The following is an 18,908-nucleotide window of genomic DNA, read 5'->3' as shown; positions in this document are numbered from 1 at the left end:
GCGCGCGGCGCGGCCCGCGCCGGGTACGGCGGGGACAATCGCCAAGGTGGTGGTCGAGACCTGCGGTGCGCCGTACCGTGAGGTGGAAGAGAAAACGGCCCAGGCATTCGCGAAGGACTGATGACACATTTTGGATCCACGACGCGGGCAGTGATGGTCGCGTGTCTGGCCGTTGCCGTCACGTCCGCCTGCGTCCGGACCAGCGAGGGCGTTCCGGTAGCGGCTGACACCGGCCGGCACGGCGGGTCGAGTGCCACCGCCGCGCCGCCGGCCACCGACACCGATTCGTCGAATTACGGGGTGGTCCCGACCGACCGGGCACCCGTGCCGGCCGGCGGCGTGACGTGCGCGCCGGACGAGAAGCCACGGATCGGATTCGTCGCGAAGGTCGCCGACCCGGCGGCGCCGGAGATCACGGTGCCGGTGCCGGACGGCTGGTCGATGCAGGGCGGCAGCGGTGACATCGGCGGCTACCTCAAAGGTCCGCAGGGGATGAACACGACCATCACCATCGCCCCGACCAGACTGGAACCGGCCAAGGCTTTCGACGAGTACGCCGACCGGCTGATGGCCGAGGCCGCGGTCAGTTCGATCAGTGTGCTGCCGGCGCAACTGTGTCAGTACAGCGGGCAGAAGCTGCTGGGCGCGTGGTCGGACACCCCGCAGAATGCGGTCGAGTTCGTCGACCGGGTGGTACATGTGTGGACCGACTCCGGCAACTACCTGGTGTCGGTGCACACCGCCGCCCCCACCGGCACAACGGGTTTCGACGGCGCCGCCGAACTGCTCGCCGGGGACTTCGAGATCCGTATCCCGTGACGCCGACCGATCTCGTCGGGCTGCCTGGCGGCCGGTTCCGGATGGGCGCCGACGGTTTCTATCCCGAGGAGCGGCCCGTCCGGGCCGTCGAGGTCGCGCCGTTCGCGATCGAACGGCATCCCGTCACCACCGCGCAGTTCGCCGAATTCGTCGGTGCGACCGGCTATCGCACGGTGGCCGAGCGTCCGATGGATCCGGCGCTGTATCCCGGCGCGACTGCGACCGACCTGGTGCCCGGCGCGATGGTGTTCCGGCCGACGACCGGGCCGGTGGACCTGCGGGACTGGCGGCAGTGGTGGGACTGGGCGCCGGGTGCGACTTGGCGGCACCCGTTCGGCCCGGACCGCGCGGCGGCCGAACCCGACCACCCCGTCGTGCAGGTCGCCTATGCCGACGCGCTGGCCTATGCCGGGTGGGCGGACCGACGGCTGCCCACCGAGGCGGAGTGGGAGTACGCGGCACGGGCGGGCACGGAATCCACCTACGCCTGGGGTGACGAGGTGAAACCCGGTGCAACGCTGATGGCCAACACCTGGCAGGGTGCCTTCCCGTACCGCAACGACGGCGCCGCGGGCTGGGCCGGGACTTCGCCGGTGGGCACCTTCGCCCCCAACGGGTTCGGCCTGCTCGACATGATCGGGAACGTCTGGGAATGGACGAGCAGTGAGTTCACCGGGCGGGTGGCCAACCCGTGCTGCCTGCCCGCGGACGACCCGGCTGTCAGCCAGGCGCTCAAGGGCGGATCACATCTGTGCGCGCCGGAATACTGCCACCGCTACCGGCCGTCGGCGCGGTCACCGCAATCCCGGGACACCGCAACCACGCACATCGGCTTCCGCTGCGCCCGATGATCTTGCTGAGAATATTTCTCAGCGAGATTCGATATCTGGGTCAACGGTGCCGATTGCGGCAGCCTTGCGGCATGACAGAGGAACAGCCGACAACCGGTTGGGTCACCCGGGTCGGGTCGGACTGGTGGGCAACGATTCTCGGATTGGCGATCACCGCCCTCGCGGTGGCCGGCGTGCTTCCGAGGATCCCGTGGTGACCGGCGGGATCCTCGGATGAGCACCGTCGCCGATCGCGAAGGCCTCGACGACACCTTCGCCGATTCCGAGTTCACCAGTGCGCGACCGCTGGACTATCTGCCCGGCCTGGTGCTGCTGATCGCGGTCGGGCTGGCGGGCAAGTATGCCGAAATCGGTTGGCTGGCACTGGGAAAACGATTGCACTGGCATGTGCCCGATATCGAATTCGTGTTGTGGGCAATCCTGATAGGCTTGCTGATCACCAATACCGTTGGGCTGCACCGTGTTTTCCGCCCCGGTGTGCTCACATACCAGTTCTGGCTGAAGGTCGGCATCGTGGCGCTCGGCTCGAGGTTCGTCCTCGGCGACGTCCTCAAACTGGGCGGCATCAGCCTGGTGCAGATCGTGGTGGACATGACTATCGCGGGCACCATCATCATTCTGGCCGCCCGGTGGTTCGGGTTGTCCGGCAAGCTCGGTTCGCTGCTGGCGATCGGCACGTCCATCTGCGGTGTGTCGGCGATCGTCGCCTCCAAGGGCGCCATCCGGGCCCGTAACTCCGACGTCAGCTATGCCATCGCGGCCATCCTCGCGCTGGGGGCGGTGGCGCTGTTCGTGCTGCCGCCGCTGGGCCATGCGATCGGGCTCAGCGATCACGAGTTCGGCTTGTGGGCCGGTCTGGCCGTCGACAACACCGCCGAGACGACGGCGACGGGCTACCTGTTCTCCGATGAGGCAGGCAAGATCGCGGTTCTGGTCAAATCCGTGCGCAATGCCCTGATCGGCTTCGTGGTGCTCGGCTTCGCGCTGTACTGGGCCGCCAGGGGTGAGGCCGATGAGCTGGCGCCCGGCGCCGGTGCCAAGGCGGCCTTCGTGTGGGAGAAGTTCCCCAAGTTCGTGCTCGGTTTCCTGGCGGTCTCCGCGGTGGCCACCGCCGGCCTGCTCAGCAAGGGCCAGCTGGCCAGTGTGGCCAACGTGTCCAAGTGGGCTTTCCTGCTGACCTTCGCCGGGGTCGGGTTGTCCACCGACATCCGCCAGATCGCCAGGGCCGGCTGGCGGCCGCTGCTCGTCGCGGTGATCGGGCTGCTGGTCGTGGCGGTGGTGTCGCTGGGGTTGGTGCTGCTGACCTCGCGGGTTTTGCATTGGGGGGTGGGCGGGCAGTAGCCCTGCGGGGTGGGCGGGCAGTAGCCCTGCGGGGTGGGCGGCGCCTAACGCCCACCATGCCGAAACTGGCAAGATGGTCGCTCTCGACGCCTCGAGAGCGACCATTTCGTCGTTCTGGGTGTGGCCTCGGGAACGGCAAAACCGCAGCAATTTGGCGCTGAGCAGCTCGTCCCCTAGACTCTAGGGGTTGCCTGGGGCAGACCTCGGTTATCTCGTGTGAGAAAACCCTGCGTGCTCTCGGGTGACAAAGACCGCGTACGACCAGGTCGGTATCTGGCGTGCACACAACCCAGGTCAAGGAGATCGAGTGATTCAGCAGGAATCGCGGCTGAAGGTCGCCGACAACACGGGTGCCAAGGAGATCTTGTGCATCCGCGTGCTCGGCGGTTCAGCGCGGCGCTATGCCGGCATCGGCGACATCATCGTGGCGACCGTCAAGGACGCCATCCCGGGCGGCAACGTCAAGCGTGGTGACGTCGTCAAGGCCGTCGTGGTGCGCACCGTCAAGGAGCGTCGCCGCGCCGACGGCAGCTACATCAAGTTCGACGAGAACGCCGCCGTCATCATCAAGAACGACAACGACCCCCGCGGCACCCGCATCTTCGGGCCGGTCGGTCGCGAACTGCGTGAGAAGAAGTTCATGAAGATCGTTTCGCTTGCCCCGGAGGTGTTGTAAATGAAGGTGCACAAGGGCGACACCGTGCTCGTCATCTCCGGTAAGGACAAGGGCGCCAAGGGCAAGGTCCTGGAGGCCTACCCGACCCGCGAGAAGGTTCTGGTCGAGGGCGTCAATCGCATCAAGAAGCACACCGCTCAGTCGCAGAACGAGCGTGGCGCGTCCTCGGGCGGCATCGTCACGCAGGAAGCGGCGATCCACGTCTCCAACGTGATGGTGGTCGACTCCGACGGCAACCCGACCCGCATCGGCTACCGCGTCGACGAGGAGTCCGGCAAGAAGGTCCGGGTCTCCAAGCGCAATGGCAAGGACATCTGACATGACCACCGTAGAAAACACCGCCAAGGTGCAGCCGCGGCTGAAGCAGCGCTACCGCGAGGAAATCAAGGACGCGCTCAACAAAGAGTTCAACTACGCGAACGTGATGCAGATCCCGGGCGTGGTGAAGGTCGTCGTGAACATGGGTGTCGGTGACGCCGCCCGCGACGCCAAGCTGATCAACGGCGCGGTCAACGACCTGGCCCTGATCACCGGCCAGAAGCCGGAGATCCGCAAGGCCCGCAAGTCGATCGCACAGTTCAAGCTGCGTGAAGGCATGCCGATCGGTGCGCGCGTCACGCTGCGCGGTGACCGGATGTGGGAGTTCCTGGACCGCCTGGTGTCCATCGCGCTGCCCCGTATCCGCGACTTCCGTGGCCTGAGCCCCAAGCAGTTCGACGGCAACGGCAACTACACCTTCGGGCTCGCCGAGCAGTCGGTGTTCCACGAGATCGACGTGGACTCCATCGATCGCCCCCGCGGCATGGACATCACCGTGGTCACCACGGCGACCAACGACGATGAAGGACGAGTGCTGCTGCGGGCCCTCGGCTTCCCGTTCAAGGAGAACTGAGCAATGGCAAAGAAGGCTCTGGTCAACAAGGCCAACAAGAAGCCGAAGTTCGCGGTGCGCGGGTACACGCGGTGCAACCGGTGCGGTCGTCCGCACGCGGTGTTCCGCAAGTTCGGCCTGTGCCGAATCTGCCTGCGCGAGATGGCACATGCGGGCGAACTGCCCGGTGTGCAGAAGTCCAGCTGGTAACCAGCATTCATTCGATTTCAGAACACGGTAGGCCTCGCCCGACAATTGGGCACAGAGGAACCGCCGCGAGGAAGGTGAACCGGCTGTCATGACGATGACCGACCCCATCGCAGACTTTTTGACGCGTCTGCGTAACGCCAATTCGGCGTATCACGACGAGGTGACACTGCCGCACTCGAAGATCAAGGCGAACATCGCCGAGATCCTCAAGAGCGAGGGCTACATCTCTGATTTCCGCACCGAGGATGCCCGCGTCGGCAAGGCCCTCGTGGTGCAGCTCAAGTACGGCCCCAGCCGTGAGCGCAGCATCGCGGGCTTGCGCCGGGTGAGCAAGCCCGGCCTGCGGGTCTACGCGAAGTCCACCAATTTGCCTCGGGTGCTCGGCGGCCTGGGCGTGGCGATCATCTCCACGTCCTCGGGTCTGCTCACCGATCGCCAGGCATCTCGACAAGGCGTGGGCGGCGAAGTCCTCGCTTACGTCTGGTAGGGGAAGAAAAACATGTCGCGCATTGGAAAGCAGCCGGTTCCGGTTCCCGCCGGAGTCGACGTGGCCATCGAAGGCCAGAACGTGTCGGTGAAGGGTCCCAAGGGCACCCTGAACCTGGATATCGCGGAGCCGATCGTGGTGTCCCGCAATGACGACGGTGCCATCGTCGTGACCCGCCCCAACGACGAGCGGCGTAACCGCTCGCTGCACGGGCTGTCGCGGACGCTGGTCGCCAACTTGGTCACCGGCGTGACCGAGGGCTACACCACCAAGTTGGAGATCTTCGGCGTGGGTTACCGCGTCGCGCTCAAGGGCGCCAACCTGGAGTTCGCGCTCGGCTACAGCCACCCGGTACTCATCGAGGCGCCGGAAGGCATCACCTTCGCGGTGGAAACGCCCACCAAGTTCTCGGTCTCCGGCATCGACAAGCAGAAGGTCGGCCAGATTTCCGCGGTCATCCGTCGCCTGCGCCGCCCCGACCCGTACAAGGGCAAGGGCGTGCGGTACGAGGGTGAACAGATCCGCCGCAAGGTCGGAAAGACAGGTAAGTAACCCATGGCTACCACTAAGACTGAAGCTGCCACCCGCAAGCCGGTGGGGCAGAGCATCTCTGAGGCGCGGCGTAAGGCCCGCCTGCGTCGCCACGCCCGGCTGCGCAAGAAGGTCGAAGGCACCGCCACCACGCCGCGCCTGATGGTCAACCGCTCCGCGCGGCACATCCACGTGCAGCTCATCGACGACCTGACCGGCACCACGCTGGCCGCCGCGTCGTCGATCGAGGCCGACGTGCGTGCCGTCGAGGGTGACAAGAAGGCCGTCAGCACCCGGGTCGGTCAGCTGATCGCGGAGCGCGCCAAGGCCGCCGGCATCGAGGCTGTGGTGTTCGACCGCGGTGGGTACACCTACGCCGGCCGCATCGCCGCCCTGGCCGACGCCGCGCGCGAAGGCGGGCTGAAATTCTGATGACTGTTAACGAGAGGACTGCATGATGGCCGACCAGGCTGGCGCCGGTTCGGCGCAGGACAATCGCGGCGGTCGTGGTGACCGCGACGGCCGTGGCCGTCGCGACGACCGCGGTGGACGTGGTCGCGGAGACGACCGCGGCGACAAGAACAACTACATCGAGCGCGTCGTCACCATCAACCGCGTCTCCAAGGTGGTCAAGGGTGGTCGGCGTTTCAGCTTCACCGCCCTGGTCATCGTCGGTGACGGCAACGGAATGGTCGGCGTCGGCTACGGCAAGGCCAAGGAAGTTCCGGCCGCCATCGCCAAGGGTGTCGAGGAAGCCCGCAAGAACTTCTTCCGCGTCCCGCTGATCGGCGCCACCATCGTGCACCCGGTGCAGGGTGAGGCCGCGGCCGGTGTCGTGATGCTGCGTCCGGCCAGCCCGGGTACCGGTGTCATCGCCGGCGGTGCCTGCCGCGCGGTGCTGGAATGCGCTGGCGTGCACGATGTTCTGGCCAAGTCGCTGGGTAGCGACAACGCGATCAACGTGGTGCATGCCACGGTTGCGGCGCTGAAGATGATTCAGCGGCCCGAAGAGGTGGCGGCCCGTCGTGGCCTGTCCATCGAAGAAGTCGCGCCGGCCCGCATGCTGCGGGCCCGTCGCGAGAGCGATGCGCTGGCCGCAGCGGCCGCGCGTGAAGGAAATGCGTGATCATGGCTGAACTTAAGATCACCCAGGTGCGCGGGACCATCGGCGCACGCTGGAAGCAGCGCGAAAGCCTGCGGACCCTCGGACTGCGGAAGATCCGCCAGACGGTGGTTCGTGAGGACAACGCGCAGACCCGCGGTCTGATCAAGGCCGTTCATCACCTCGTCTCGGTCGAGGAGGTCTAGGAAGACTATGAGCGTCATCAAACTGCACGACCTGAAGCCGGCTCCCGGCGAGAAGACCAAGAGGACCCGCGTCGGTCGTGGCGAGGGCTCCAAGGGTAAGACCGCGGGCCGCGGTACCAAGGGCACCAAGGCACGCAAGAACGTCCCCTCGACGTTCGAGGGTGGCCAGATGCCGATCCACATGCGGCTGCCGAAGCTCAAGGGTTTCCGTAACCGTTTCCGCACCGAGTACGGCGTCGTCAACGTCGGCGATCTCGGTCGGGCGTTCCCGGACGGCGGCACCGTCGGTGTCGACCAACTGGTGGCCGCGGGCCTGGTCCGCAAGAACGTGCTGGTGAAGGTTCTCGGCGACGGCAAGCTGTCGGCCAAGGTCGACGTCACCGCGCACAAGTTCAGCGGCAGCGCCCGTGAGGCGATCACCGCCGCGGGTGGCTCGGCCACCGAACTGTAGATCACAGCACCACCGAAAGGCCCCCGCTCCGGCGGGGGCCTTTTGCGTTGTCGGACACTAGTCTTCGGGCCGCAGCTGTCCGCGGCGCAACAGATCATTGACGGCGTCCTCCCACCGTGACAGTTGTGCCGGTGAGGTGAATTCGTCGGGCAGATGCCGGTCCAGGTGGGAGCGCAGGATCACCGTGCCCAGCACCAGCAGAAGCGGGTTGAGCGACGCCCAGGTGCGGTCCAGGTCGCTGCGCATCAGGCCGTGTTCGGCGCGCCGCTCCCAGCGGGCGTCACCCATGGCGACCAAGGTGTCGAAGGTCGCGTTGCCGATGGGGGTCGACTCCACCAGCGCCCTGGCCAGATAGTCGATCACGGTGGTGTGCTCGGCGAGCAGTGCGATGACCTTCTGGCCGAAGGCCTCGGTGGTGGTCGGCCCCGGACCGGAGGCGAGGCTGGTTCGGATCACCTCGCCGACATGGCGGTCCACCGCGTCGACGAGGCCGGCTTTGGTGCCGAAATGGTGCTGGACCAGGCCAATCGAAACACCCGCTGCGCACGCGACCTCGCGTAGGGAGGTCGCCCCGACGCCGCGCGCGGCGAAACTCACGAGCGCCGCATCGCGGATCTTGTCGACGTTCGACGCGGCCGGATCGCGTTTCTCATCCGGCGGCCAGCGGTTCACCGAACCACCGTATAGCCCGACGTGGCAAGTACGAACGTATCGTGCGACAATATGTTCGTATTGGCCTGCCGGGGGAGCGAGGGGTCGGGCAGGCCAATACATCCCTCTGCCGGTGCGGCGTCGGCCCAGCGATCAGGAAAGCTGCGGGATCACTTCGGCGGCAAGACGTTCCATCTGCTCGCGGTCTTCGGCCACCGTCGCACCGACGGGATTGCACAGCACCATCTGGGCTCCGGCGTCGCGCACCGCGCTCAGTCCGCGCACCACCTCGGCGGGCGTGCCCGCCACCAGGACTTGGTCCAGATCCGCTGTCGGGCCGTAGATCCGGTGCAGCCCGGCCGAAGCCCGCTCCCGTGCCCGCGCGCTGTCGTCGTCGACGATCAGGTAGACGCGCTTGCCGATGGTGAAGCGTGCGGCGTCCTTTGCCTGCTCGTCGAGTTCGCGGCGCAGTGTGTGCACCGCCTCGGCGAAGGCGGCGGTGGTGGACGAACCGGCGCCCAGGAACGCGTCACCGTGGCGCACGGCCCTGGCCAGCGCGGCCGGCGCGTTGGCGCCGAACCAGATCGGCGGGTGCGGGCGCTGCACCGGCTTCGGCACGATCTGCAGATCGTCGACGTCACGAAATCGACCATGGAAGGTCAGCCGCGGTTCGTCCGACCAGGCCGCCTTCATCAGTTCCAGACCCTCGGTGAAACTCGAGATGAAGGACGAGCCGTCGACCCCGAAGGCCGGGAACTGCCGTCGGCCCCCGCCGGGGGCAACGCCGAGGTCGAGGCGGCCGTGGCTGAGCCGGTCGACCGCGGTGACCGCGGACGCCAGCTGCAGCGGATCGTGCAGCGAAGTGACCAGTACCGCCACCCCGAGCCGTAATCGTGTCGTGCAGGCGGCCGCGTAGGCCAGCAGTTCCAGCGGCGCGATCAGCGGGGCAGGTCCGACGGTCTGCTCGAGCGTCCAGCCGCCGTCGAAACCGAGTTCCTCGGCGCGGGTCAGATAGTCCTTGATGCCCGCGGTGTCGAAGGCGGCGCCGGCGAACTGGGGCAGCGAAACGGAAAACCTCACGGATTCACGGTACGACCGATTCGGCGCCGATGGGTGCCGGTCGGCGATCGGTAGGCTCGGGTGATGTTCGGATTCCTCCCCGGTCCTGTGGACCTGCGCGCCATCGTCCGCAAGGTGGACACCGCCCGGCACAACGGGGTGCCCGACGGGTGCGTGCTCGAACTCGACCTGCAATCGGTACCGCCGGAGACCACCGGATTCGATCCGCTGGCGCTGATCTCCGCGGGAGGCAAGCCGATCACGCTGCGCCAGGCCGTCGCGGCGATCCACCGGGGCGCCAAGGACGACCGGGTGGCCGGGCTCATCGCCCGGGTGCAGATCCCGGCGGCCTCGCCCGGCCCGGTGCAGGAACTGCGCGAGGCCATCGCCGCGTTCGGCGAGGTGAAACCGACACTGGCGTGGGCCGAGACCTACCCGGGAACGTTGTCCTACTATCTGGCCTCGGCATTTCGTGAGGTGTGGATGCAGCCGTCGGGCACCGTCGGGCTGATCGGTTTCGCCACCAACGCCATGTTCCTGCGCGACGCCCTGGCCAAGCTGGGGGTCCAGGCGCAATTCGTGGCCCGTGGCGAATACAAGTCGGCGGCAAACCTTTTCACGCAGGACGGTTACACCGATGCGCACCGGGAAGCCGACAGCGCAATGATCGAGAGCCTGCATGCCCAGGTGCGGGCCGCGGTCGCCGCCGCTCGGCATCTGGACACCGAGACAGTCGACGCGCTGGCCGACAAGGCGCCGCTGCTGCGCGATGACGCGGTGGGTGGCGGCCTGGTGGACCGCGTCGGCTTCCGCGATGAGGCCTATGCGCGCATCGGCGAACTCAGCGGTGGCGCAGCGGTTGCCGACGGGCCGGACGCCGCGCCGCGGTTGTTCCTGTCGCGGTACGCCCGGGCCACCGCCGCCAAACCGGTGCCCGGCATTCCGGGTCTGAAAACCAAACCCACCATCGCGGTGGTGACACTGCACGGTCCCATCGTCAGCGGGCGCGGGGGACCGCAGGTGCTGCCGATCGGAAACTCCAGTGCGGGTGGCGACACCATCGCCGCGGCGTTGCGTGAGGCGGTCGCCGATGATGACGTGTCGGCGATCGTGCTGCGGGTGGACAGCCCCGGTGGTTCGGTCACCGGCTCGGAGACCATTTGGCGGGAAGTGGTTCGGGCCAGGGCGGCCGGTAAACCGGTGGTGGCGTCCATGGGTGCGGTGGCCGCATCCGGGGGCTACTACGTGTCGATGGCCGCCGACGAAATCGTCGCCAACGCGGGCACCATCACCGGTTCGATCGGCGTGGTGACCGGCAAGCTGGTGGCCCGGGAACTCAAGGACCGGCTGGGCGTGGGCACGGATTCGGTGCGCACCAACGCCAATGCCGATGCCTGGTCGGTCAATGCGCCGTTCACCGAGGCTCAACACGCTCACGTCGAAGCCGAAGCCGACCTGTTCTACACCGACTTCGTCCAGCGGGTGGCCGACGGCCGCAAGCTCGGTGTGGAAGCCGTGGACGCGGTGGCCCGCGGCCGGGTATGGACCGGCGCCGACGCCAAGGAACGCGGCCTGGTCGACGAACTCGGCGGGTTGCGCACCGCCGTCACCCGGGCCAAGGTACTGGCCGGGGTGGCGCCCGATGCCGCGGTCCGGTTGGTCAGTTACCCGGGCTCGTCCCTGCTGGATGTGTTGCGGCCCAAGACGTCATCGCAACCTGTCGCGGCCTCGCTGCCGCAGGCGATCGGCGCGCTGCTGGGCCGATCGGCGGCCGGCGCGCTGGATCAAGCGCACAGCGCCGCTACCGGAGTGACGGCGCTGTGGCTGGGGGACTACCGCTTCTGAGTGCCGCTGATGTAGACGATCTCGGCCATCGGATTGCCTGCCACGTACTCGGGTAACGCCAACCCGTACCGCGCGAAGAGCTCGGCGCGCGGCACACCGGTCATCTCCCAACCGCGCGATCCGAGATAGTCTGCCGCGGAATGTCTTTCGCCGGGATAGACCAATGAGGGCATATCCAGGTCCAGGCCGTGCGCCTTGAGGCTCGCCGCCTCGTCGCGGGCGGCGTCCGCATCGAAGTCGCGCAATCCCGGTACGAACTCGGTGGCCACCGTGCTGCCCGCGGCGCTCAATCCGTCCAGGAGGTCGAACAACCTGTCCTGGGCTTCGGGCGGCAGGTAGATCAACAGGCCTTCGGCCAGCCATGCCGACGGCGCCGCGGGATCGAATCCGGCCTCGGTGAGTGCCGTGGGCCAGTCGTCGCGCAGGTCGATCGACACGGTGCGGCGCAGGGCCGTCGGTTCGGCACCGATACCGGCCAGCGTTCTGGTCTTGAAATCGATCACGTCCGGCTGGTCGATCTCGTAGACCACGGTGTCGGCCGGCCAGCTCAGCCGGTAGGCGCGCGAATCGAGACCCGAGGCCAAGATCACCACCTGGCGGATGCCGGTTTGGGTTGCGGCCAGCAGATAGTCGTCGAAGAACTTGGTCCGTACCGCCATCTCGTCGATATTGGCCCGGGCCCGCTGGGCGGCGTCCGGAGCGATCTGAGTCAGATCGAGTTCACCGTCGACCATCTTGGTGAAGAAGTCGACCCCGACCGCGCGGACCAGAGGCGCCGCGAAGGGATCGTCGATCAGGCCGTGCGGATCGGTGCTGGCGATGGCCCGGCCGGCCGCCACCAGGGTGGCGGTGGCACCCACGCTGGAGGCAACATCCCAGGAATCGTCGTCGGTACGGGCCATCGTCATTCTCCCAGCGTCGCGGACAGATACCCAGAGTCTCCGCCGAACGTCCGCCATTCGTCATCGGGTTGGGCAAACCCGTGGGCGGCGAAGGCGTCGTCACTGCGCAGCACCTCGGTGCGCCAGCCGTGTGTCCGCAGATACGTTGCCGCCGAGGCTCTTTTGCCGGTGTAGAAGAGTTCGGCCAGGTTGATGCCCGTGCCGATGCGCTGAGAGCGTTCGGTGAGCTTCTCGGCCCAATTGGCCGGCAGTGAACTCATGTCCATCTCCTCGGTGGCCAGCCGGCTGCCCGGCGCCGACAACGCGGTGATGTTGTCGAACAGCCGGTCCTGAGCCTCGGGCGGCAGGTACACCAGCAGTCCCTCGGCGATCCACGCGGTGGGCAGGCTCGGGTCGAATCCACGCTCGCGCAACGCGGTCGGCCAATCCTCGCGCAGGTCGACACCCACGGCCCGGCGGTCCACCGTCGCGGTGGCCCCGAGGCCGGCCAGGGTCTGCGATTTGAACTCGATGACCTCGGGCTGGTCGACCTCGAAGACGACGGTGCCGGCCGGCCAGTCCAGTCGGTAGGCCCGGGTGTCCAGCCCGGTGGCCAGAATCACCGCTTGGCGGATACCCGCCGCGGTCGCCGCAGTGAAGAAGTCGTCGAAGTACCTTGTCCGAACGGTCATCTGCTCGCGCATGTGCTGCCGGGTCATGGTGGGATCGTCGGGCAGCGGCAGTTCGTCGTCGATCAGCTTGACGAACGGAGCCAGCCCGACCGCGCGAACCAGTGGCTCGGCGAGGGGATCCGAGAGCAGGGGATCGGGGCCCTGGGAGGCGATGGCGCGCGCGGCGGCCACCGCGGTGGCGGTGGCGCCGACGCTGGAGGCGAGATCCCAGGAGTCGCCGTCGGAGCGTGCAGTGGTGTTGGTTGCGTTGGATGCCATAGCAATTCCTTCAGTCACGGATGGCGGTGATGGAGACCGAGTGACGCAGCGGGCTGGCGAGGTCGGGGAATTCCCGCCCGTAGTCGGCGAACACGTCACGGCGCGCTCGGCTGTGCACCTGCCAGCCGCGGGCACCGAGGTAGTCGGCGACGTCGTTGCGCTCGCCCGGGTAGAACAGCTCGGACAGGTCGACGTCGAATCCCTGTTGGCCCCACTGGTCTGCCATCTCTTTGGCGCGTTCGCCGAGGGATTGGCCGAAATCGCCGCCGTGGTATTCGGTTGCCAGCCTGCTTGCCGGCGCCGACAGGGCGGTGATCTCGTCGAACAGCCGGTCCTGGGCCTCGGGCGGCAGATACATCAGCAGTCCTTCGGCGCTCCAGGCGGATGCGACGGCGGGGTCGAATCCGGCCTCGCGCAGCGCCGAAGGCCAATCGTCGCGCAGGTCGATCGCAACGGTGCGGCGCTCGGCCGTCGGCGCCGCACCGAGAGTATCCATGGATTGGGTCTTGAAGGCGATCACCTCGGGCTGGTCGATCTCGTAGACCACCATGCCGGCGGGCCAACCCAGCCGGTAGGGCCTGGTGTCCAGGCCGGAGGCCAGGATGACCGCCTGCCGGATGCCTGCGTCACCCGCGCCCTCTGCCTGATTGCCGCCTGCGGCGGCGATGAAGAAGTCGTCGAAGAACCGGGTGCGTACGGCCATCGTGTCGGTGATCAACCGGATACCGCCGGTGGCGGCGTCTTCCGGAATGTCGATGTCGCCGTTGACCAATCGGGTGAAGAAATCCACCCCGACGGCGCGCACCAGGTCCGCGGCGAACGGGTCGTCGATGATGGCGCCGGGCTCGGCGGTGGCCAGCGCGCGGGCCGCGGCGACCATGGTGGCCGTCGCGCCCACGCTGGAGGCCAGGTCCCAACTGTCGGCTTCCGAACGCGCCATCACTTCACCGCGGTGATGTAGTTCGGCTGCCCGAACTGTGCGTCGTCGTCCAGCCCCGGCAGGCCGTAGCGCGCCAGCAGCTCGTTGGTCGGCATCGCCGACGTGTCCCAGCCGAGCCCGTCCAGATGGCTGGTGGCATCCGTGCGGTCGCCGAGGTACACCAACTCGCTGAAGTCCAGGTCGAATCCGTGCTCGGCCCACTTGTCGGTGACCGACTGCATGCGCTCGCGGATCGCTTCCGGATCGACGTCGCCGGTGCCGGGCACCGCCTCGGCGGCAAGCCGGCTGCCGGGTGCGCTGTTCTCGGTGATCAGGTCGAGCAGGCGGTCCTGGGCTTCCGAGGGGAGGTAGCCGAACAGGCCCTCGGCGATCCAGGCCGTCGGTGCGGCCGGATCGAAGCCGGCCGACCGCAGCGCCGACACCCAGTCCTCACGCAGGTCGACGGCCACCGTGCGGCGATTCGCCGTCGGCTGCGCGCCCAGGTCGGCCAGGGTCCGGGATTTGAACTCGATGACATCGGGTTGGTCGATCTCGAAGACCACGGTGCCCGCCGGCCAGTTCAGCCGGTAGGCGCGGGCATCGAGGCCGGAGGCCAGAATCACGGCCTGCCGGACACCCGACGCCACCGCCTGCTCGAAGAATTCGTCGAAGAACCGGGTGCGCGCGGCCATCCCGTTGGCGAACCGGACGATGTTCATCTGCGGGTCATCGCCCAGATCGGCCTCGGTGAGTTCACCGTCGACGAGCTTGGTGAAGAAGTCGACGCCAACCGCCCGCACCAGCGGGGCGGCGAACGGATCGTTGATCACCGGATCGGGTGTGGCCGAGGCTATCGCTCGGGCGGCCGCCACCATCGTCGCGGTGGCGCCGACGCTCGACGCCAGATCCCAGGTATCACCATCCACGCGTGCCATCACGTTCCCCTTGTCGCAATTTAATTAGCTGATGTAATGAACATCCACGACTGTACGCCTCGAACCTGTCGGCGCACTGAGACGGCGACGAGGCCCCCGGCAGGTGCCGGAGGCCTCGTCGTTTCGTGCTTGGTGGTCAGTTACGCAGCGGCGCTGGACCCGCCGGCCGACGATGCGGACGACGACGAGCCCTCCGAACCGCCGCCCTCGGGCTTGCGGTGCCGGCCGCCGGTCGAGGACGTCGTCGACGTGCCGGTGGATGCCGACGCGGTCGAGCCGGTGCCGTCGTCCTGGCGGGCGTGCTTGCCGTAGGTCGAGCCCTTCTTGCCGGTGGCCTGCTTGCCGGTGGCCGAGCCCTTCCCGTCGGCGGCGTCGGTGGCATCTTTGTCGCCGGCCTTGTCCGCGGTCTTGTCGCCCGCCTTCGTGCCGGTTTTGTCGGTGTCGGACGCCGGCGTGGAGTCGGAGGTGGTGCCCGACTCGTCCTTGGCGGTGCTGCCTTCCGTGCCGGAGGTCACGGAGGTGCCCTTGGTGTCGGTGGCGTCCTTCACCTCGGTGCTGTCCTTGACCTCGGTGGTGTCCTTGACCTCGGTGCCGGCGGCCGGCGTGGAACCCTTGGTGTCGGTGGTGGACTTGGTCTCGGTGCCGGTGGTGGCCTCTTCGGCCGTCGTCTTGCCGGCCTCGATCGCCGAGGTGGCGGCGGGCAGGGCCAGCGTCTGGACGCGCGCGCTGGTGACGAAGGTGGAGGTGGCCGCCGCGGGGGTGAACAGGTTCTGGATGGCCTTGACGTCGTAGTTGATCAGCGTCTGCGGCAGGGCGAGGACCTTCTGGAAGGCCTTCACTTCGTCGTTCCAGGCCTTCTGCAGGTTGGCCGGGACCAGATCCCAGTTGCCCTTGTAGATGTTGCCCAGGGCCAGGTTGAGCCCGGTGACGAAGTTCGTCAGCCCGCCGAGTGTGGTCAGTGCGGTGTTCAGGTTGTTGAACGGAATCCCGAGAACCACAAGCAGATTGTTGACATTCACGCTCGGGGTGGCCGTCGCGGTCGGGGTCGCCGCGGCGACCGCCTTGTTGGTGGTTGCCAGGGTCGCGCTGGCACCGCTCAGGCCGGCCAGGAAGTTCTGGATGGTCTTGACGTCATAGTTGATCAGCGTCTGCGGCAGGGCGAGGACCTTCGAGAAGGCCGCCACTTCGTCGTTCCAGGCCTTCTGCAGGTTGGCCTGGACCAGATCCCAGTTGCCCTTGTAGATGTTGCCCAGGGCCAGGTTGAGCCCGGTGACGAAGTTCGTCAGCCCGCCGAGCGTGGTCAGCGTGGTGTTCAGGTTGTTGAACGGAATCCCGGCCACCAGGAGCAAGTTGTCGATCTGGGACGAGGCGGTCAGCTCGTAGGGCTGATCGACCATCGACACGGTGCGGTGCCCAATTGCGGGCAGTTCGGCGGCCGAGGCTTGCGGCGGAACTGCGACCAACGACGCAGTGATGCACAGCGAGCACACGCCGGCCGTCAGGGAAGCGGACTTATTCACGGCAGAAACTCCCGGGGTTTGGGTAAGTTTGACAGCCAGAAAATACCTTAGGAATCGCTAATCCACTACCTAGCAAGGCTTTTAAATCCGGCGTGATTGAATCGCCAAGCCTTCTACCAGCAATTCCCGGTGGCCGGCCCGAATGAATTCGCCAAATGTTCACCGAAACAGCTGGTGCCCGAGTCATTCTGGGGACGGGCCAGTCGATCTGATTGCTGTTGACCGACTTTCGGCATGGCGCCGTTCATTGCGCAAGGGCGGCAAGCAATTCGAGCTTTCGTGTGGCGGCAGAGTCGATGCAAAACACAAAGAGGCCGTATCCCATACGGGTGTAACCGTCTGGGATACAGCCTCTTTCGCGCGATCCGAGCGCGAGCTCGGTTCTCAGTGCGGTGGTGCCGGCGCCGGTGGTGCACCGTCGGGCGGTGGTGGCGGGTCCGGCAGGTACTGGCCCAGGCCGGACGGAATGTTGGTGCCCGGTAGTGGCGCGGTGCCCGGCAGCGGTTCGCCGAGTTGTTGTTGCGGCAACTGGCCCAGCAAGCCGCCGCGGAGCATGCCGGCGCGGTACATGTCGATGTACCGGCCGAACCATTCCCGCTTGCTCACATCCGCGTTCTCTTGACCGGGCTCGACGTCGAATTGCTCGCATTTGCCCGGAGCCGACGGCACCAGGCACTGGCCGACGCCGTAGGCGTTGTTGAACGGGTTGAGGTTCGGGGGTGCTCCCGGATCGGCGCCGGGCGTCGACGGGGCCGGGAGCTGGCCGAGGACGGTGGTCCGGTCCAGGCCGTTGACCGCAGGGGCGCCCAGTCCGCCGGGAACGTCAGCGGCCGGAATCCCGTTCTGCGCCAACACGTTGAACCCGCTCGGTCCGAGCGGCGCCCCGATCACGGGAACGTTTGGCGGCGGCGGGGGCGGAGGCCCGGGATCCACCGGGGCCGGTGCGGGCTCCGGTGGCAGCGGCTCCGCAACGGCGGTCGCCGGGAAGGCGACCGCCGCTGCGAGAGCGACTAAACCAGCTGCCGTTGCCACCGCCGAGCGGGTGCGGACGAAGCGATCTGGTGTGAAGACCATGCCGGCGTCAGACAGACTTGGTCACGCCGTAGTAGGCGACGATGTCGTCGGTGTCCTCGGTGGCGCTCGTCAACGTCGCGTACGACCGCAGGAAGGACTGGCCCACGCAACCGTCGACCTTGATGTGGGTGTCCTTGAGCGTGACACGCACCGGCGCCGCCTTGTATTCCTTCTTGTTGACGGCCACGTTCGACACCGTGCCGGGCTTGGCGTGGATCTCGATGGTGCCCGACAGCGGGAACGAGACGCCGGTCGGGATGAGCCCGCCCGTCAGCGACGACCCGGATGTGCTGATACCGGCCGAGCCGATCAGACGGACCTGGCCGAGTTCGATACCGCAACCGATCTGGTAGCCGGCCTCCAGCGTGCCGCCCTTGAGGGTGGTCTTGCCGCCGCCGGTCACGGTGCCGGTGAACGTGCCGCCCACCAGGTACTCGCGGGAGGAGACCGCGGTGGTCAGCGGTGCCACCGGCAGCTGAGTCTCATCCTTGGCCACCACGGTCAGCACCCAGCCATCCGGGGTGGTGACGATGCCGGGCTCGGCCGAGGCGACCACACCGTTGTCCGGCGGCGGTCCGGCGTCGTCGACGGGGGGATCGGCCAGCGCCGCCGGTGCGGTCGCGAGCGGCAGCGCCAGGCAAACGGCTGCTGTGGCAATACGCTTCAACATATTTTCTTCCGTTCCAGTGCGCATGTGGTCAGACCGCCTTGGTGACGCCGAGATAGGTGATGATGTCGTCGGTGTTGTCCGTCGAGCTGGTCAGCGTCGCGTACGAGCGGATGAACGACTGGCCCGCGCACTGGTCGGTCTTGACGCGGACACCGGTGATGGTGATGCGGGTTTCCTTGCCCTTGTACTTCTTCTTGTCGATGGCGACCGTGGTCACCGTGCCGGGCTTGAGGTAGATCTTGCCCTGCAACGACACACCGAAGCCCCCGGTCACGTTGCCGGTGAACGGGATTCCGATACCAGGGGTGAAGCTGGCACCGGGGTTGATCTCGACCTCGTCGGAGATGATGCCGCAACCGATCTGCTCGCCGGCTTCGAACGACCCGCCGGTGAGCTTGGTCTTGCCGCCACCGGAGATCTTGCCGGTGAAGGTTCCTGCGATCAGGTACTCCCTCGACGAGATGGCGGTGGTCAGCGGGGCGACCGGCAGCTGGGTTTCATTGCTGCCGGTGACCTCGAGGCGCCAGCCGTCCGGCGTCACCAGGACTCCCGGAGGGCCGGACGGCACGTCGCCCTCTGGCGGCAGCGGGTTGGTGGGATCGAGCGGCGTGATGGCGGAATCGGGACCGGCAGGCGGCGGTGGCGGGTCGGCCTGTGCGAGAGGCGCAGTCGCAACCGGCACCAGCACGCAGGCAGCCAGAGCGGCAAGTTGTTTGTACATGGTGGTGATATCGCCCTCTCATGTTCGGAATACCGAAGATCCAACAGTTATGTAACGGATACGTCGCGTCGGAGCCTCTAATGGCCGGGTTGCCAAACGGTGAATGGAAGGGAAATAGTTCGCGCCCTGTTCCCATCG

The 18,908-nt window shown here is 67.2% G+C and carries 25 protein-coding genes; 15 read left to right on the top strand and 10 right to left on the bottom strand.

Features of this window, described 5'->3' with window-relative positions; genetic code table 11:
• The first annotated feature begins 120 nt into the window (after window positions 1-120).
• From ACXPWS_RS25175 to rplO, 14 genes are all read left to right on the top strand, one after another.
• Window positions 121-819: a hypothetical protein gene (locus ACXPWS_RS25175; protein WP_458709256.1), complete on the top strand. Its 699-nt coding sequence runs from the start codon at window positions 121-123 to the stop codon at window positions 817-819.
• A gap of 41 nt (window positions 820-860) precedes the next feature.
• On the top strand, window positions 861-1,670 hold the full coding sequence (locus tag ACXPWS_RS25170; RefSeq protein ID WP_458713691.1) for a formylglycine-generating enzyme family protein: 810 nt from the start codon (window positions 861-863) through the stop codon (window positions 1,668-1,670).
• Between the two features lie 71 nt (window positions 1,671-1,741).
• Entirely contained in the window at window positions 1,742-1,867 is a 126-nt protein-coding gene (locus tag ACXPWS_RS25165; RefSeq protein WP_458709255.1) for a hypothetical protein, read from the top strand.
• Window positions 1,868-1,883: 16 nt separating this feature from the next.
• A complete protein-coding gene (locus tag ACXPWS_RS25160) occupies window positions 1,884-3,011 on the top strand; it encodes a YeiH family protein (RefSeq protein ID WP_458709254.1) in 1,128 nt (375 codons plus the stop codon).
• 307 nt (window positions 3,012-3,318) lie between these two features.
• Entirely contained in the window at window positions 3,319-3,687 is a 369-nt protein-coding gene (rplN, locus tag ACXPWS_RS25155; RefSeq protein WP_458709253.1) for a 50S ribosomal protein L14, read from the top strand.
• Complete coding sequence (rplX, locus tag ACXPWS_RS25150) at window positions 3,688-4,005, top strand: 50S ribosomal protein L24 (protein ID WP_458709252.1); 318 nt, start codon at window positions 3,688-3,690, stop codon at window positions 4,003-4,005.
• Window position 4,006: 1 nt separating this feature from the next.
• Window positions 4,007-4,579 carry a 50S ribosomal protein L5 gene (gene rplE, locus ACXPWS_RS25145; RefSeq protein ID WP_090359843.1) on the top strand — a complete coding sequence of 191 codons (573 nt, stop codon included), beginning with the start codon at window positions 4,007-4,009 and terminating at the stop codon, window positions 4,577-4,579.
• A gap of 3 nt (window positions 4,580-4,582) precedes the next feature.
• Complete coding sequence (locus ACXPWS_RS25140; protein ID WP_020109913.1) at window positions 4,583-4,768, top strand: type Z 30S ribosomal protein S14; 186 nt, start codon at window positions 4,583-4,585, stop codon at window positions 4,766-4,768.
• 88 nt (window positions 4,769-4,856) lie between these two features.
• Complete coding sequence (rpsH, locus tag ACXPWS_RS25135; protein ID WP_090359841.1) at window positions 4,857-5,255, top strand: 30S ribosomal protein S8; 399 nt, start codon at window positions 4,857-4,859, stop codon at window positions 5,253-5,255.
• A 12-nt stretch (window positions 5,256-5,267) separates the two neighbouring features.
• Window positions 5,268-5,807, top strand: coding sequence for a 50S ribosomal protein L6 (rplF, locus tag ACXPWS_RS25130; protein WP_458709251.1), 540 nt, complete (start codon window positions 5,268-5,270; stop codon window positions 5,805-5,807).
• Window positions 5,808-5,849: 42 nt separating this feature from the next.
• The gene (rplR, locus tag ACXPWS_RS25125; protein WP_458713690.1) at window positions 5,850-6,218 is read left to right on the top strand and encodes a 50S ribosomal protein L18; all 369 of its coding nucleotides are present in this window, start codon (window positions 5,850-5,852) and stop codon (window positions 6,216-6,218) included.
• 25 nt (window positions 6,219-6,243) lie between these two features.
• Window positions 6,244-6,912, top strand: coding sequence for a 30S ribosomal protein S5 (gene rpsE / locus ACXPWS_RS25120; protein ID WP_458709250.1), 669 nt, complete (start codon window positions 6,244-6,246; stop codon window positions 6,910-6,912).
• Between the two features lie 2 nt (window positions 6,913-6,914).
• Complete coding sequence (rpmD, locus tag ACXPWS_RS25115; RefSeq protein ID WP_458709249.1) at window positions 6,915-7,094, top strand: 50S ribosomal protein L30; 180 nt, start codon at window positions 6,915-6,917, stop codon at window positions 7,092-7,094.
• 7 nt (window positions 7,095-7,101) lie between these two features.
• Window positions 7,102-7,545 carry a 50S ribosomal protein L15 gene (gene rplO / locus ACXPWS_RS25110; RefSeq protein ID WP_458709248.1) on the top strand — a complete coding sequence of 148 codons (444 nt, stop codon included), beginning with the start codon at window positions 7,102-7,104 and terminating at the stop codon, window positions 7,543-7,545.
• Window positions 7,546-7,602: 57 nt separating this feature from the next.
• On the opposite strand, the gene ACXPWS_RS25105 is transcribed toward rplO, so the two are convergent.
• Both ACXPWS_RS25105 and ACXPWS_RS25100 read right to left on the bottom strand, forming a co-directional pair.
• Window positions 7,603-8,217 (bottom strand): TetR/AcrR family transcriptional regulator, encoded by a 615-nt coding sequence (locus tag ACXPWS_RS25105; RefSeq protein WP_458709247.1) that lies wholly within the window; start codon window positions 8,215-8,217, stop codon window positions 7,603-7,605.
• Between the two features lie 132 nt (window positions 8,218-8,349).
• A complete protein-coding gene (locus ACXPWS_RS25100; protein WP_458709246.1) occupies window positions 8,350-9,276 on the bottom strand; it encodes an LLM class flavin-dependent oxidoreductase in 927 nt (308 codons plus the stop codon).
• A 63-nt stretch (window positions 9,277-9,339) separates the two neighbouring features.
• Between ACXPWS_RS25100 and sppA the strand changes: the two genes are divergently transcribed.
• Window positions 9,340-11,100 (top strand): signal peptide peptidase SppA, encoded by a 1,761-nt coding sequence (gene sppA, locus ACXPWS_RS25095; RefSeq protein ID WP_458709245.1) that lies wholly within the window; start codon window positions 9,340-9,342, stop codon window positions 11,098-11,100.
• On the opposite strand, the gene ACXPWS_RS25090 is transcribed toward sppA, so the two are convergent.
• From ACXPWS_RS25090 to ACXPWS_RS25055, 8 genes are all read right to left on the bottom strand, one after another.
• Window positions 11,088-12,002 carry a class I SAM-dependent methyltransferase gene (locus tag ACXPWS_RS25090; protein WP_458713689.1) on the bottom strand — a complete coding sequence of 305 codons (915 nt, stop codon included), beginning with the start codon at window positions 12,000-12,002 and terminating at the stop codon, window positions 11,088-11,090. The genes sppA and ACXPWS_RS25090 overlap by 13 nt on opposite strands.
• A 2-nt stretch (window positions 12,003-12,004) precedes the next feature.
• A complete protein-coding gene (locus ACXPWS_RS25085) occupies window positions 12,005-12,931 on the bottom strand; it encodes a class I SAM-dependent methyltransferase (RefSeq protein WP_458709244.1) in 927 nt (308 codons plus the stop codon).
• Window positions 12,932-12,941: 10 nt separating this feature from the next.
• Complete coding sequence (locus ACXPWS_RS25080) at window positions 12,942-13,871, bottom strand: SAM-dependent methyltransferase (protein ID WP_458709243.1); 930 nt, start codon at window positions 13,869-13,871, stop codon at window positions 12,942-12,944.
• On the bottom strand, window positions 13,871-14,785 hold the full coding sequence (locus tag ACXPWS_RS25075; protein WP_458709242.1) for a class I SAM-dependent methyltransferase: 915 nt from the start codon (window positions 14,783-14,785) through the stop codon (window positions 13,871-13,873). Before ACXPWS_RS25075 ends, ACXPWS_RS25080 begins: the two co-directional genes overlap by 1 nt.
• Window positions 14,786-14,925: 140 nt before the next feature.
• Window positions 14,926-16,305: a hypothetical protein gene (locus ACXPWS_RS25070; protein ID WP_458709241.1), complete on the bottom strand. Its 1,380-nt coding sequence runs from the start codon at window positions 16,303-16,305 to the stop codon at window positions 14,926-14,928.
• A 384-nt stretch (window positions 16,306-16,689) separates the two neighbouring features.
• Entirely contained in the window at window positions 16,690-17,196 is a 507-nt protein-coding gene (locus tag ACXPWS_RS25065; RefSeq protein WP_458709240.1) for a hypothetical protein, read from the bottom strand.
• 190 nt (window positions 17,197-17,386) lie between these two features.
• The gene (locus tag ACXPWS_RS25060) at window positions 17,387-18,049 is read right to left on the bottom strand and encodes an MspA family porin (RefSeq protein ID WP_458709239.1); all 663 of its coding nucleotides are present in this window, start codon (window positions 18,047-18,049) and stop codon (window positions 17,387-17,389) included.
• Between the two features lie 28 nt (window positions 18,050-18,077).
• Window positions 18,078-18,770 carry an MspA family porin gene (locus tag ACXPWS_RS25055; RefSeq protein ID WP_458709238.1) on the bottom strand — a complete coding sequence of 231 codons (693 nt, stop codon included), beginning with the start codon at window positions 18,768-18,770 and terminating at the stop codon, window positions 18,078-18,080.
• Window positions 18,771-18,908 lie beyond the last annotated feature (138 nt).

Source organism: Mycobacterium sp. BMJ-28 (assembly GCF_054404835.1).
This window is presented reverse-complemented; position numbering and strand designations above follow the sequence as displayed.

Bases quoted from the DNA above. Each gene is read 5' to 3' on its own strand.
- ACXPWS_RS25175 (WP_458709256.1), top strand. From the start codon at position 121: ATGACACATTTTGGATCCACGACGCGGGCAGTGATGGTCGCGTGTCTG.
- ACXPWS_RS25170 (WP_458713691.1), top strand. From the start codon at position 861: ATGGGCGCCGACGGTTTCTATCCCGAGGAGCGGCCCGTCCGGGCCGTC.
- ACXPWS_RS25165 (WP_458709255.1), top strand. From the start codon at position 1,742: ATGACAGAGGAACAGCCGACAACCGGTTGGGTCACCCGGGTCGGGTCG.
- ACXPWS_RS25160 (WP_458709254.1), top strand. From the start codon at position 1,884: ATGAGCACCGTCGCCGATCGCGAAGGCCTCGACGACACCTTCGCCGAT.
- rplX (WP_458709252.1), top strand. From the start codon at position 3,688: ATGAAGGTGCACAAGGGCGACACCGTGCTCGTCATCTCCGGTAAGGAC.
- rplE (WP_090359843.1), top strand. From the start codon at position 4,007: ATGACCACCGTAGAAAACACCGCCAAGGTGCAGCCGCGGCTGAAGCAG.
- ACXPWS_RS25140 (WP_020109913.1), top strand. From the start codon at position 4,583: ATGGCAAAGAAGGCTCTGGTCAACAAGGCCAACAAGAAGCCGAAGTTC.
- rpsH (WP_090359841.1), top strand. From the start codon at position 4,857: ATGACGATGACCGACCCCATCGCAGACTTTTTGACGCGTCTGCGTAAC.
- rplF (WP_458709251.1), top strand. From the start codon at position 5,268: ATGTCGCGCATTGGAAAGCAGCCGGTTCCGGTTCCCGCCGGAGTCGAC.
- rpsE (WP_458709250.1), top strand. From the start codon at position 6,244: ATGGCCGACCAGGCTGGCGCCGGTTCGGCGCAGGACAATCGCGGCGGT.
- rpmD (WP_458709249.1), top strand. From the start codon at position 6,915: ATGGCTGAACTTAAGATCACCCAGGTGCGCGGGACCATCGGCGCACGC.
- rplO (WP_458709248.1), top strand. From the start codon at position 7,102: ATGAGCGTCATCAAACTGCACGACCTGAAGCCGGCTCCCGGCGAGAAG.
- sppA (WP_458709245.1), top strand. From the start codon at position 9,340: ATGTTCGGATTCCTCCCCGGTCCTGTGGACCTGCGCGCCATCGTCCGC.
- ACXPWS_RS25090 (WP_458713689.1), bottom strand. From the start codon at position 12,002: ATGGCCCGTACCGACGACGATTCCTGGGATGTTGCCTCCAGCGTGGGT.
- ACXPWS_RS25085 (WP_458709244.1), bottom strand. From the start codon at position 12,931: ATGGCATCCAACGCAACCAACACCACTGCACGCTCCGACGGCGACTCC.
- ACXPWS_RS25080 (WP_458709243.1), bottom strand. From the start codon at position 13,871: ATGGCGCGTTCGGAAGCCGACAGTTGGGACCTGGCCTCCAGCGTGGGC.
- ACXPWS_RS25075 (WP_458709242.1), bottom strand. From the start codon at position 14,785: ATGGCACGCGTGGATGGTGATACCTGGGATCTGGCGTCGAGCGTCGGC.
- ACXPWS_RS25060 (WP_458709239.1), bottom strand. From the start codon at position 18,049: ATGTTGAAGCGTATTGCCACAGCAGCCGTTTGCCTGGCGCTGCCGCTC.
- ACXPWS_RS25055 (WP_458709238.1), bottom strand. From the start codon at position 18,770: ATGTACAAACAACTTGCCGCTCTGGCTGCCTGCGTGCTGGTGCCGGTT.